This is a genomic window from Symbiobacterium ostreiconchae (assembly GCF_055396975.1).
On the sequence record NZ_AP042454.1, the window covers coordinates 595823 to 608168 of the forward strand.

12 protein-coding genes are annotated in these 12346 nt (G+C 67.3%); 3 read left to right on the plus strand and 9 right to left on the minus strand.

Going from position 1 to position 12346, the window contains the following annotated elements; genetic code table 11:
* Positions 1–11: 11 nt before the first annotated feature.
* The 6 genes from ACZ5UM_RS02820 to ACZ5UM_RS02845 all read right to left on the minus strand — a co-directional run bounded on the left by ACZ5UM_RS02820 (position 12) and on the right by ACZ5UM_RS02845 (position 6955).
* Positions 12–2396 (minus strand): 3-hydroxyacyl-CoA dehydrogenase/enoyl-CoA hydratase family protein, encoded by a 2385-nt coding sequence (locus ACZ5UM_RS02820; RefSeq protein ID WP_464846858.1) that lies wholly within the window; start codon positions 2394–2396, stop codon positions 12–14.
* A 77-nt stretch (positions 2397–2473) separates the two neighbouring features.
* The gene (locus ACZ5UM_RS02825; RefSeq protein ID WP_464846859.1) at positions 2474–3442 is read right to left on the minus strand and encodes an electron transfer flavoprotein subunit alpha/FixB family protein; all 969 of its coding nucleotides are present in this window, start codon (positions 3440–3442) and stop codon (positions 2474–2476) included.
* Between the two features lie 17 nt (positions 3443–3459).
* A complete protein-coding gene (locus ACZ5UM_RS02830) occupies positions 3460–4215 on the minus strand; it encodes an electron transfer flavoprotein subunit beta/FixA family protein (RefSeq protein WP_464846860.1) in 756 nt (251 codons plus the stop codon).
* Positions 4181–4819 carry a TetR/AcrR family transcriptional regulator gene (locus ACZ5UM_RS02835; RefSeq protein ID WP_464846861.1) on the minus strand — a complete coding sequence of 213 codons (639 nt, stop codon included), beginning with the start codon at positions 4817–4819 and terminating at the stop codon, positions 4181–4183. Before ACZ5UM_RS02835 ends, ACZ5UM_RS02830 begins: the two co-directional genes overlap by 35 nt.
* A complete protein-coding gene (locus ACZ5UM_RS02840) occupies positions 4819–6486 on the minus strand; it encodes a long-chain-fatty-acid--CoA ligase (RefSeq protein ID WP_464846862.1) in 1668 nt (555 codons plus the stop codon). Before ACZ5UM_RS02840 ends, ACZ5UM_RS02835 begins: the two co-directional genes overlap by 1 nt.
* Positions 6487–6721: 235 nt before the next feature.
* Positions 6722–6955: a 4Fe-4S dicluster domain-containing protein gene (locus ACZ5UM_RS02845; RefSeq protein WP_464846863.1), complete on the minus strand. Its 234-nt coding sequence runs from the start codon at positions 6953–6955 to the stop codon at positions 6722–6724.
* 346 nt (positions 6956–7301) lie between these two features.
* Here ACZ5UM_RS02845 and ACZ5UM_RS02850 point away from each other — a divergent pair, with 346 nt between their 5' ends.
* Entirely contained in the window at positions 7302–7826 is a 525-nt protein-coding gene (locus ACZ5UM_RS02850; RefSeq protein WP_464846864.1) for a DoxX family protein, read from the plus strand.
* Between the two features lie 61 nt (positions 7827–7887).
* On the opposite strand, the gene argF is transcribed toward ACZ5UM_RS02850, so the two are convergent.
* The 3 genes from argF to ACZ5UM_RS02865 form a co-directional block, all read right to left on the minus strand.
* Positions 7888–8826, minus strand: a complete 939-nt coding sequence (gene argF, locus ACZ5UM_RS02855) for an ornithine carbamoyltransferase (protein WP_464846865.1) — start codon at positions 8824–8826, stop codon at positions 7888–7890.
* A gap of 117 nt (positions 8827–8943) precedes the next feature.
* Positions 8944–9789 (minus strand): hypothetical protein, encoded by an 846-nt coding sequence (locus ACZ5UM_RS02860; protein WP_464846866.1) that lies wholly within the window; start codon positions 9787–9789, stop codon positions 8944–8946.
* Between the two features lie 12 nt (positions 9790–9801).
* Complete coding sequence (locus tag ACZ5UM_RS02865; protein WP_464846867.1) at positions 9802–10389, minus strand: hypothetical protein; 588 nt, start codon at positions 10387–10389, stop codon at positions 9802–9804.
* A gap of 250 nt (positions 10390–10639) precedes the next feature.
* Between ACZ5UM_RS02865 and ACZ5UM_RS02870 the strand changes: the two genes are divergently transcribed.
* A complete protein-coding gene (locus tag ACZ5UM_RS02870; protein ID WP_464846868.1) occupies positions 10640–11515 on the plus strand; it encodes an ABC transporter permease in 876 nt (291 codons plus the stop codon).
* Positions 11512–12315, plus strand: a complete 804-nt coding sequence (locus tag ACZ5UM_RS02875; protein WP_464846869.1) for an ABC transporter ATP-binding protein — start codon at positions 11512–11514, stop codon at positions 12313–12315. The genes ACZ5UM_RS02870 and ACZ5UM_RS02875 overlap by 4 nt, the downstream gene beginning before the upstream one ends.
* The last annotated feature ends 31 nt before the right edge of the window (positions 12316–12346 follow it).

A 12346-nucleotide genomic window follows, 5' to 3' on the forward strand; every position in this document is an offset into this window, starting at 1 on the left:
TCGCCACCTCCTTAGTTCCGCAGCGGCTTGCCGGTCTTGAGCAGATGGGCCATGCGCTCCTGGGTCTTCTTCGTGCCCAGCAGGCTGAGGAACGCCTCGCGCTCGATGTCGAGCAGGTACTGCTCGGTCACCTTCGTGCCTCCCGGCACGTTGCCGCCCGTGAGCACATAGGCCAGCTTCTGGGCGATGAGCAGGTCGTGCTCGGTGGCCCAGCCGCCCAGGAACATGCCGTAGGCGCCCATCTCCAGCACGGCCCGGCCCTCCGGCCCCGCCACGGGAATCAGCGCCGGCTCGGGCGGACGGTACCCCGCGGCCTCCATGGCCAGGACCGTCTGCTTGGCCTCGTAGAGCTGATGATCCTTGTTGACCACGATCACATCGGTGGGCCGCAGGTAGCCCATCTCCTGGGCCTCGCGGGCCGAGGTGGCCACCTTGGCGGTGGCGATGGTCTCGAAGATGCGGTTGAGGATGGGCTGGGTGTCGACCTGGACCCCCGCCGGCAGGCGTTCCAGGCCGCGGATCAGCATCTCCTTGTTGCCGCCCGCACCCGGGATCACGCCCACGCCCACCTCGACGAGGCCGATGTAGCTCTCGGCGGCGGCCACGACCCGGTCCGCGACGGCGCACAGCTCATAGCCGCCGCCCAGGGTCAGGCCGTAGGGCGCCACCACCACCGGCTTCGGGGCGAACTTCAAGGCCATGAACGCGTTCTGGAACTCACGCGCCATGAACTCGAGCTCGTCCCACTCCTCCTCCTGCGCCTCCATGAGCATGATCGCCACGTTGGCGCCGACGCAGAAGTTCTCGGTCCGGGCGCCGATGACCAGGCCCTTCCACCTGCCGCTGGCCAGCTCTTCCGCCGCCACCTTGCACAGGCTGATGATGTCGAAGCCGATGGCCGCCTTGGGCGAATGCGTTTCCATCAGGAGCACGCCGTCGCCCATATCCAGCAGGGTCGCGCCCTTCTTCTCGCGCACCACCCGGCCGGTCTCCCGCAGGGCCTCGATGTCGATGATGCGCTCGCTGGCGGGCACAGGGGTGTACTCGCCCCTGGCGATGAAGAAGCTGCGGCCCGATTCCCGCTTGTAGAAGCCGCCCTTCCGGGCCGCCTCCTTGACCCACTCGGGAACCGTGTGCCCCTCGGCCTCCATGCGGGCGATGGACGGTTCCAGTCCGATGGCGTCCCACATCTCGAAGGGCCCGAGCTCCCAGTTGTAGCCCCACTTCATGGCGTTGTCGATGGCGACCACGTCGTCGGCGATCTCCCCGACCTTCTCCGCCGCGTAGAGCAGGGTCCGCTTGGTGACCGCCCAGAGGAACTCGCCGGCCTTGTCCTTTGCGAACACGAGGGCCCGCACGCGGCTGCGCAGATCCGCATTCGCCTTCGCGGCCTCCAGCGACGGGAAGCTGGCCTTCTTGCGGGGGCGGTACTCCATCGTCTCCAGGTCCAGGGTCAGAATCTGGCCGCCTTCCTTCTTAAAGAAGCCCTGCTTGGCCTTCTGGCCGATCCAGCCCCGCTTCACCATGTCGCGGATCGGCTCGGGGACCGTGAAGATCCGGGCCTCTTCCGGGTCGGGGATGGTGGCCCGGCAGTTGTCTGCGACGTGGCAGAAGGTGTCGATGCCGACCACGTCCAGGGTGCGGAAGGTGGCGGACTTGGGCCGGCCGATCGCCTTGCCCGTGAGGGCGTCCACCTCGTCGGGGGTCAGGCCCAGCCGGTTCATCTCCTCCAGGGTGACCATCATGCCGAAGACCCCGATGCGGTTGCCGATGAAGTTGGGGGTGTCCTTCGCGAGGACGACGCCCTTGCCCAGCACCCGCTCGGCGAAGTCCGCCATGAAGGAGACGACCTCGGGGTCGGTGTCCGGCGTGGGGATCAGCTCCAGCAGCTTCATGTAGCGGGGCGGGTTGAAGAAGTGGGTGCCGAGGAAGTGGCGGCGGAAGGACTCCGGGGTTCCCTCCACCATCGCCTGAATCGAGATGCCGGAGGTGTTGGAGGAGACGATCATCCCCGGGCGGTGGTACGTGGCCACCCGCTGCCAGAGATCCTTCTTGATCTGCAGGTTCTCAATGACGGCCTCGACCACCCAGTCGCACTCGGCCACCTTGGGCAGGTCGTCCTCCAGGTTGCCGGGGGTGATCAGCCGCAGGACGTCCTTGGAGTAGAGCGGGGAGGGCTTCAGCTTCTGCAGGTTCTGCAGGGCAGCCGTCGCGAGTCGGTTGCGTACGGCCGGGGACTCCAGCGTCAGCCCCTTCGCAGCCTCCTCGGGCGTGACCTCCCGCGGCACGATGTCCAGAAGCAGGGTCGGGATGCCCACGTTGGCCAGGTGCGCCGCGATCTGGGCGCCCATGACGCCGGCTCCCAGGACCGCCGCCTTACGGATCGCGTTGGGCACGGGTCTCTCCCTCCTTGCAGTTCGGTCTCGTCACGGACTTTCACGGTGTTCCCGGTGCGCCCGCGGCAGCGGGGCGCCTACCCCAGCAGCGCCTTGAACTCCTGCGTCAGGAGCGGCACCACTTCGAACAGGTCCCCGACGATGCCGTAGTCGGCCACCTTGAAGATCGGCGCCTCGGGGTCCTTGTTGATGGCCACGATCACCTTGGAGGCGCTCATGCCCGCCAGGTGCTGGATCGCCCCCGAGATGCCGCAGGCGATGTACAGGTCGGGCGTGACGGTCTTGCCCGTCTGGCCGATCTGCAGGGCGTAGTCGCAGTAGCCCGCGTCCGCCGCAGCGCGGCTGGCTCCCACGGCGCCGCCCAGGACCTCCGCCAGCTCGTACAGCGGCTTGAACCCGTCGGCCGACCGCACGCCGCGCCCGCCGGCCACCACCACCTTGGCCGCGGTCAGGTCCACGCCCGTGGTGGCCTGCCGCACGATCTCCTTGATCACGGTGCGCAGGTCGGCCGGGGCCGCCTCGGTCTCCACGACCTCGCCGGTACGGCCGGCGTCGGCCTCCAGGGCCGCGATGTTGTTAGGCCGGATCGTCGCCACGATCAGCCCCTCGGTCACCACCTGGGTCGCGTACGCCTTGCCGGCGTAAATCGGGCGGGTGAAGACCACCTGGCCGCCCTCCACCTTCACGGCGATGGCGTCGCTGATCATGCCGGCCCCGTTGCGCATGGCGAACCGGGGCAGGAGGTCGCGGCCGATCCCGGTGTGACCCATCAGGACCACGTCGGGCTTCTCCTGCAGGTAGACCTGCTGCAGGGCCGACAGCCAGCCGTCCGGCGTGTAATTCTGCAGGTGGTCGCCCTTCACCACCACCACCCGGTCGGCGCCCCGGGCGACCAGTTCGGCGCCGTCGCCGCCCGGCTGCCCCAGCAGCACGGCAGTGATGCTGCCGCCCTCCGCGATCGCCCGGCCGACGGCGATGCACTCGAACGACACAGGGCGAATGGCCCCGTTGCGAACCTCAGCCACCACGAGAACGTTGCGTGCCATACCTCTTGCGCCCTCCCCTATACAACCTTGGCTTCGCTGCGGAGCAGACGGACCAGCTCCCGGGCCTGCTCCTCAGGCGTGCCGGCGAGCATCTTGTTGAGCCGGTTCTGCTCGGCCTGGTAGACAGAGGTGACGGCCGTCTTCGGCGCGGCGTCAACCCCAAGGTCCGCCGGGGAGAGCCGCGTGATCTGCTTGCGCTTGGCCTTCATGATCCCCGGCACCGACGGATACCGCGGTTCGTTGAGACCCTGCTGTGCGGTGATGAGGGCCGGCAGGGGCACCGTGACCACCTCGGTGTCGCCCTCAGCGTCCCGGTGGACCGTGGCCGAGTCGCCTGCGATCTCTACCTTGAGGGCAGCCGCCACATGGGGCAGGCCCAGGATCTCGGCCACGCGCAGGGCCGTCTGGCCGGCGCCGGTGTCTACGGAGACGTTTCCGGCCAGAATCAGGTCGAACTTGCGGTCCTTCGCCCAGGCAGCCAGCAGGCTGGCCACCACGAACTCATCGGCGTCCGCCGGCGGGTCGATGGCTACCGCCTCGTCCGCCCCCATGGCCAGCGCCCGGCGCAGGGCCTCATCCACCCGGGCCGGGCCGACGGAGATCACCGTCACCGTGCCGCCGACGGCTTCCCGGATCTTCAGGGCCTCCTCCACGGCGTACTCATCGTACGGGTTGATCACGAGGGTGACGTCGTCGTCGACCACCCGGCCGTCCTTCACGGTCACCTTGGCTTCTGTGTCAAACGTCTGCTTCAGGAGAACAAGAATCTCCATTCCCCACGCCTCCTTCACGGTGTTCCATGACGCCATGGGCGATGAGCCGGTAGGTGGGCTCCGCCAGGGCCTGGATGTCGAACTTGTACCCCGACATGACCCAGGCGGTCACGGTCTGATCCAGGGTGCCGAAGATCAGGTTGCGGATCTGCTTCGACGGCACCTCACGGGTGAACAGCCCGGATGCCTGCCCTTCCGCGATGATCTGGTCGATGACCCCGAACCAGTCCTGCATCAGGGCGCTGATTCGCTGCTGCACCTGCGTGTCGGCCTGGCGCATCTCGATCTGCGTCACGGCCGCCAGCTCGGGCCGGGTGCCCAGGGACCGCAGATGCTGTGCGATGGCCCGCCGCAGCTTCTCCCGGGGATCGGCCGCGTCCCCGATGGCCTCCTTGATCTCACTGACCAGGAGCTTCAGGCGTTCCCGGAACAGGCAGATCAGCAGGTCGGGCTTGTTCTCAAAGTAGAGGTAGACCGTTCCGGCGGCGACGCCCGCCTCGGCCGCGATGCGCGAGATCTGCGCATTGTGGTAGCCCTGCCGGGCGATGACGTGCTGAGCGGCATCCAGGATCGCGGCGTACTTGTCGCCGCTCCGCGTGGACACTACACAACCTCCTTCCGGCTCTTCTCCTCCTCGAGAAGCGCGCGCCGCAGCACCTTGCCGACCAGGGACTTGGGCAACTCTTCCCGGAACTCGATGAGCCGCGGAATCTTGTACGCTGCCAGATGCTCACGGCAGAACTGCTTGATCTCTTCGGGGTCGAGGGTCACTCCTTCGCGCGGCACGATGAAGGCCTTCACCGTCTCCCCCCGGTAGGGATCGGGCACGCCGACCACCGCCGCCTCCTTGATGCCCCGGTGCAGGTAGAGCACCTCCTCCACCTCGCGGGGGTAGATGTTGAAGCCGCCGGCGATGATCATGTCCTTCTTGCGGTCGACGATGTAGAAGTAGCCCTCCTCGTCCATGCGGGCCATGTCGCCGGTGTGGAGCCAGCCGTCCCGCAGGGCCTCGGCCGTGGCCTCCGGCAGATTCCAGTATCCCTTCATGACCTGGGGGCCGCGGATCAGCAGCTCGCCCACCTCGCCGACCGGCACGTCCTCGCCCGTTTCGGGATCGGCGATGCGGCACTCCGTGTCGGGCCAGGGCAGGCCGATGGACCCCTCTTTCCGCCGGTCCCAGATGGGGTTGGCGTGGGTGACCGGCGACGCCTCGGTGAGCCCGTAGCCTTCCACCAACCGGCCGCCGGTCAGCCGCTCGAACTCGGCCTGGACCTCCACCGGCAGCGGCGCCGCCCCCGAGATGCAAGCTTCGATGGAGTCCAGCCGGTACTTCTCCACGCTGGGGAAGTTGTTCAGCGCGACGTACATCGTCGGCGCGCCGGGGAAGATGGAGGGACGGTACTTCTGGATGAGCTTCAGCGTCTCCCCGGCCTCGAACTTGGGCTGCAGCACCATCGTTCCGCCCATGTGGATGGTGAAGTTCATCAGGGTGGTCATGCCGTAGACGTGGAAGAACGGCAGTGCGGCCAGGGTGACCAGCTCGGGTCCGCGCTTGGCCTTGTAGAGCCACGCCTCGGTCTGCATCACGTTGGCGACCAGGTTGCGGTGGGTGAGCATGCAGCCCTTGGCAAGGCCGGTGGTGGCGCCGGTGTACTGAAGTAGGGCCAGGTCCTCCGCCGGGTTGACCGGTACGGGCTCGGCGATGGGCTCGGCATCCAGCAGCCGCGCCCAGGGCAGCACGCCCTTCCGGTACTGGATGCGGGGCGGTTTCAGCTTCAGCGGCGCGATCCACCTGAGCGGCACCGGCATGTAATCCTGCATTCCGGTGTACACCACGTGCTCCAGGTTGAGCTGGCTCACTTTCGGGTACGCCAGGTCGATGGCGATCATGATCCTGGCGCCGCTGTCGCTCACCTGGTGCCGGAGCTCTCGGGGCATGTAGAGCGGGTTGACCTGCACCACGATGGCCCCGGCCATCAGCGCCCCGTAGTAGGCGATGACTGCCTGCGGGCAGTTGGGCAGCATGATGGCCACCCGGTCGCCCTTGCGCACGCCCAGCCGGACCAGCCCTGCGGCGAGTCGGCGGGCCTGTTCGTACAGCTGCCGGTAGGTGAGCCGGGCTCCGTAGAACACCGTCGCGGTGGCGTCGCCGTACTTCTCAGCGGCTCGCACCAGCAGGTCGTAGAGGGCGACATCCTCGTACTGCAGCGCGGCCGGCACCTGCGGCGGGTAGGCCTTGAGCCAGGGCTTTGCGGCGTATCCGTTCGACACTTCCTCCCCTCCCCCTCATGTGCGGTTCCGGTTCCCCCCTGGAGACTAACTGAATGAATGGCCATTCATCCCGGCCATTGTATTCTGAATGTCCGCCCATAACTCCTCCTTTCGTTCTATGAGAACACTAGTTATTTTTATCACATTCAGCGATATTTCTAGACACAAAATAAACCGGCCTCCGCAGAGGCCGGTTCGCCGCGTGATGACGCCATTTCTATCTCTTCATTACATGTTAGTTCACGGATTCCGGGCAGGCGAGGAAGCAGAGCCGGCAGCCCAGGCAGTGAGAGAGGTCGAGCCGCCACACGTTGCCGATCCACATGAGCGCGCCGGACGGGCAGGCCGCCACGCACAGCAGACACTGGCCGCCGCATGGGCCGGCCTCCTTCTCCGGGTTCGCGGGAGGCTGGGAGCGCCTGTGCGGGAGCAGTTTGCTGAGTGTCGCTCGTCCGGTGATGATCGCCACCCCCCGGCACGTCTCCTGTTTACAGGGTATCACAGACTGGAAGGGACCAGCCATGAGCAAAAGAACCGCGATCGCAGTAGGGTCCGTACCCGGTGGACCTCCGTTCCGGAGCCGGGGGCACTCGTCCGGATTAGACCGGTTCTGCCGGAGGGAGATCTTTCGGCACCCGGAGACAGTACCAAAGTGCTAGACCTACAATAATCAAATCGAAGGATGGCGGAGAGCGGCGCTGCGATGTTACAGTGTGGCTGTAACAAGTTCGTAAGAAACGTGAGGACAGCTTGCATCAACCCGTCGGATTTCTATCATGCGGTTGTATGTCTTCATTAAGGAGGAGTACGGAAAGATGCTGGAGTACTTCAAGGGCGCCAAGGGCAGCTGGATCTGGCTCGTGATCCGTCTGTACGTCGGTTACCAGTGGATGACCGCCGGCTGGCACAAGCTTGTGGACGGCTTCGACGCCTCGGGCTTCCTGAAGGGTGCCATCGCCAAGTCGATCCCCGCCTCCGAGGGCGCCAAGCCGGTCGTCCAGGGCTGGTGGGCCGCTTTCCTGGAGAACTTTGCCCTGCCTAACGTGGGCCTGTTCAACTTCCTGGTCCCCGTGGGCGAGTTCCTCGTCGGCCTGGCCCTGATCGTCGGCTTCGCCACCATCTTCGCCGCCGTGATGGGCATGGTGATGAACTTCGCCTTCATCCTGAGCGGCACCATCAGCACCAACCCGAACCTGCTCATCCTGGAGTTCATCCTGGTCGCCCTGGGCGGCGCCTACGCCGGCTACATCGGTGTGGACTACTGGTTCCGGCCCATGTACCGCAAGTTCCTCGCCCGGATCACCGGCGAGGAGGCCGCTGCGGCCAAGGCAACCGTATAACGACGCATCGGCAAAGCAGCCAGCACGACCACCGTGCTGGCTGCTTTGCTGTTCTTCCCGTCTAGGCCATGATCAGCGTCATGATCGCCTTCTGCGCGTGCAGACGGTTCTCGGCCTCGTCGAACACCGCAGACTGCGGGCCGTCGATCACCTCGGCGGCCACCTCCTCGCCCCGGTGGGCCGGGAGGCAGTGCATGAAGACCGCTTCGGGCGCGGCACAGCGCATGAGCTCGGGCGTCACCTGGTAGCCGGCGAAGGCCTTCTTCCGCCGCTCGGCCTCTGCCTCCTGGCCCATGCTGGCCCAGACGTCCGTATACACGATGTGCGCTCCCGAGGCCGCCAGCACCGGATCGGTCACCACCTCGACCCTGCCGCCGTGCTGCGCAGCCGTCGCCTGTGCACGGGCGACCCGGGCGGGATCGGGCTGGAACCCCTCGGGACTGGCGACGACCACGTGCATGCCGAACTTGGCGCCGCCGTCCATCAGGCTGTGGGCCATGTTGTTGCCGTCCCCCACGTAGGCCAGCTTCAGCCCCTCCAGGGTGCCGAACCGCTCCAGGGCCGTCAGCAGGTCCGCGACCACCTGGCACGGGTGCTCTTCGTCGGTCAGACCGTTGATCACGGGGATGGTCGCGTGCTCGGCCAGCTCCAGCACCTCCCGGTGGGAAAAGGTGCGGATCATGATGCCGTCGAGGAAGCGGCTCATCACACGGGCCGTGTCCGCGAGGGTCTCCCCGCGCCTCACCTGCAGATCGTGCGGTGAGAGGAACAGCGCGTCGCCCCCCAGCTGGCGGATGCCCACCTCGAACGAAAGCCGCGTGCGGGTGGACGGTTTGGCGAAGTACATGCCCAGCTGCTTCCCTTTCAACGGCTCGTCCCGAATGCCGGCCTTCAGGCGGGCCTTCTGCCACTGCGCGAGCTCCAGCACCTCTTCGAGCTCGTCTCTGCTCCAGTCGTGGAGCGAGATGAAGTCCCTCCCTTTCAGGGTCATCACCGTCATCACACGCGCCCCCTACCCTTGATAGCAAAGAGTGTAGCGAATATCTATGCAGAATGCAAGCATAAAAATACACGGCGCACCGCTGCAGGTGCGCCGTGCTCCGCACGGCCATATGTTCTAATGCGGTCCCCACGGGCCGCGGATCGTCTTGCCATAGACGGTCCGACGCTTCCCCTGGCGCGGGCCGGCGGGCCGTACCGTCCGCAAGCGGTTCAGCTCGAGCCAGAGGAGCACGCCGGCCGGCACGGCCGCCACCAGAAACAGCGCCGCCTGGGTATACGCCAGGCCCAGCACGGTCCGGCCCAGGTACAGCCCGATATGCACGCCGGCCACCAGCCAGACCGACCGGGTCTGCAGGAAGAGCAGGCTCAGCAGGGCGGAGAAGGCGATGCCCGCCAGCCCCCCGAAGTGGCCCCGGAGCGGCTGGGCCGGCCATCCGAACCCGAACGATGCGGCCAGCACCACCCAGACCACCGGCGCCGCCAGGGCCAGGATGAGGACGTCCCGTCCCGACAGATCGTGCTGGAACCGTGAGATCACAACGCCGCGCAGGATGAACTCGACGCCGAAGAGCGCCACGGCGGTCAAGGCCGCCTGCAGCAGGGGCCCTGCGGCCAGGTTGAGCTGCGGCACGCGCCCCCAGCCGTCCAGCAGGAAGGCCACCCCGGCGAGCGCCAGGCCGCCGGCCAGGCCGGGGAGCAGCCAGAAGACGGCGCCCGGAGTCCCCCGGAGCCCGGCGTTGTCCGCCTTCCAGCCCCAGCGCCAGTCGATGTACGTGCGTGCGGCGAGGATCGGCACGACCGCATGGCTGACGCGCGTGGCCCACTGCGCCGCGGAAGGCGCCTGGAACGTCAGCAGGTCGAAGAGCGTCACGACCTGGTCCGCGATCATCTGCACCAGGGTGATGAGCAACAGGAAGCCGGCCGCCGTCCACACGGAGGACCAGAAGCGGTTCAGGTGCATGGCGCGCCTCCTTTACTCGGTAATCGGCCGGGTGCCGGGCGGGCTGATCAGCCGGACCAGATCCTCCGCAGGGAAGCCGACGGCGGAGGGGTGAATCCGGCTGTGGACGAACGGTTCCAGCTCGTCCCACTGTACCAGCGCCGCCTCTGCATCATCGCTGAGACACCGGGCCGGGCCCGCCGTGAACACAACCACCGGCTCCAGCGCGATGCCCCGGGCGCGGCCGCTGAAAGCGAGCCGGTCGCAGAACACCCGGGCCCTCCGGTCGGGCCGGCCCAGATCCACCTTCCCCCCGGCCCCCCGCCACTCGCCTTTCTTCCCGGGCACGATGTCGCCGGCCCAGTGCAGGGCGTTCATGACCAGGGCCCGTCCCGGGCCGATGAGGCAGAGATCGACGGTCATGAAGCCCAGGGCGGGCCGCACCACCAGCACGGCGCGGTCGCCCAGGTCCAGGGCCGCCAGCCGCCCGGCCAGCCGCCGGAGCCCTGCACCTTCCTCCAGTTCGGCCACCTGTCTGGCGACGGCGGAAAGGGGCGCCGTCAGCCTGTGCCGCCACGAGCGCGGCTTCGCTTCGGGAATGGCACCAATACACTTGACCATACCATCAGTATAGCCATCCGATTTCCTGCAGCCAACCTCAAGCCAATTGTCCGATTCCTATTGACACACTTCATCTTGGTAAAGTATCATAGTGGCCAAGTCTGCAGACTTGCATAGCGTGACGTTGCATGGGCACGAGTCGAGGAGACATCTTCACCACGCCGGAACTCCAACCCTGGGCCGCCCGCGTCTTCGGGGGGCCTTCTCAATTTCTGAACCCGAAAGTGCGTTCCCGATTGGAGGCGTCGTCATGGAATTCGTCCTCAACTTTCTGCTGCCTGTCCTGCAACAAGGCCTGGTCTGGGGACTGGTCGCCCTCGGGGTCTGGATGACCTTCCGGGTGGTGAACGTCCCGGACCTGACGGTGGACGGGACGCTCACCACCGGCGCGGCCACGGCCGCCCGCCTGCTGACGATGGGCGTTCACCCGCTGCTCGCCACCCTCGCCGGGTTCGTCACCGGGGCTGCCGGCGGCGCCATCACGGGGCTCATCCACACCCGCCTGCGCGTGCAGCCGCTCCTGGCCAGCATCATCACCATGACCGGGCTGTACTCGGTCAATCTGCGCATCATGGGGCGCTCCAACATCGCCCTGTTCACCCTCGACACCCTGGTGCCGGACGACGGCTGGGCCAGGCTGGCGCTGTTCGCGGGCATCGCCGCGCTGATGGTCCTCCTGATGAACCTCTTCTTCCGCACCGAACTCGGGCTCGCGCTCCGGGCAACGGGGGATAACGACGGCATGGTGCGCATGCTCGGCGTCAGCAGCGACAGCATGCGGCTCCTGGCGTTCACGCTCTCCAACGCGGTCGTGGGGCTGGGCGGCGCCCTGGTGGCCCAGTACAGCGGCTTCGCCGACGCGCAGATGGGCATCGGCACCATCGTGGCCGCCCTGGCGGCGCTCATCATCGGTGAGGCGCTCTTCGGCGCCCCCACCGTCTTCCGGGCGACCCTCTCCGCGCTGCTGGGCTCCATCATCTACCGGGCGATCTTCGCGCTGGCCCTCAGGGCCGGCTTCCAGGCCAGCGACCTGAAGCTGGTCACGGCTGCGCTCGTCGTCATCGCCCTGTCCATCCCGCAGATCAAGAAGACGGTGCGGCTGCCGGAAGGGAGTGAAGCCAGGTGACCGGGCTGACCATCGAGGGCGTTCACAAGACCTTCTTCCCGGGAACGGTCAACGAGGTGAAGGCGCTGAAGGGCATCGACCTCACGCTGGCGCCGGGCGAGTTCGTCACCGTCGTGGGCTCCAACGGCGCGGGGAAGTCGACCCTGCTGAACTCGGTGGCCGGCGTGATCACGCCGGACCGGGGGCGCATCCTGCTGGGGGGCGTCGACGTCACCCGCTGGAGCGAAGTGCAGCGGGCCGCGCGCATCGGCCGGGTGCTGCAGAACCCGCTGGCCGGCACCGCTCCGAGCCTCACCGTGGCCGAGAACCTCTCACTCGCCCTGGCCCGGGGCCGCGCCCGGGGCCTGCGCTGGGCCCTCACTGCCGCCAAGCGCCGCATGTTCCAGGAGGAGCTGGCCCACCTGGGCCTCGGGCTGGAGAACCGCCTGAACGACAAGGTGGGGCTGCTCTCAGGCGGACAGCGGCAGGCCCTGAGCCTGCTCATGGCGACGCTGCAGCGGCCTGACATCCTGCTGCTGGACGAGCACACCGCGGCCCTGGACCCGCGGGCCGCCGCGCTCATCGCGGATCTGACCAACCGCTGGGTGCGGCAGCACCGGCTGACGACCCTGATGATCACCCACAACCTGGAGCAGGCCATCCGCCTCGGCGACAGGCTGGTCATGATGCATGAAGGGCGCATCCTCTTCACCCTCAGCGGCCCGGAGAAGCAGGGGCTGACCATCGAGGGGCTCCGCCAGGCCTTCGAGCGGGTGCGGGGCGAGGAGTTCAGCTACGACCGGGCCGTCCTGGCCAACTAGGCGGCTTCCCCTTCCCGGGGGTTCGCACATA

What these genes read in the sequence shown, in the direction of transcription:
- ACZ5UM_RS02865 (WP_464846867.1), bottom strand. Translation starts at nt 10,389, where the DNA reads ATGGTCAAGTGTATTGGTGCCATTCCCGAAGCGAAGCCGCGCTCGTGG.
- ACZ5UM_RS02860 (WP_464846866.1), bottom strand. Translation starts at nt 9,789, where the DNA reads ATGCACCTGAACCGCTTCTGGTCCTCCGTGTGGACGGCGGCCGGCTTC.
- ACZ5UM_RS02825 (WP_464846859.1), bottom strand. Translation starts at nt 3,442, where the DNA reads ATGGCACGCAACGTTCTCGTGGTGGCTGAGGTTCGCAACGGGGCCATT.
- argF (WP_464846865.1), bottom strand. Translation starts at nt 8,826, where the DNA reads ATGACGGTGATGACCCTGAAAGGGAGGGACTTCATCTCGCTCCACGAC.
- ACZ5UM_RS02870 (WP_464846868.1), top strand. Translation starts at nt 10,640, where the DNA reads ATGGAATTCGTCCTCAACTTTCTGCTGCCTGTCCTGCAACAAGGCCTG.
- ACZ5UM_RS02850 (WP_464846864.1), top strand. Translation starts at nt 7,302, where the DNA reads ATGCTGGAGTACTTCAAGGGCGCCAAGGGCAGCTGGATCTGGCTCGTG.
- ACZ5UM_RS02830 (WP_464846860.1), bottom strand. Translation starts at nt 4,215, where the DNA reads ATGGAGATTCTTGTTCTCCTGAAGCAGACGTTTGACACAGAAGCCAAG.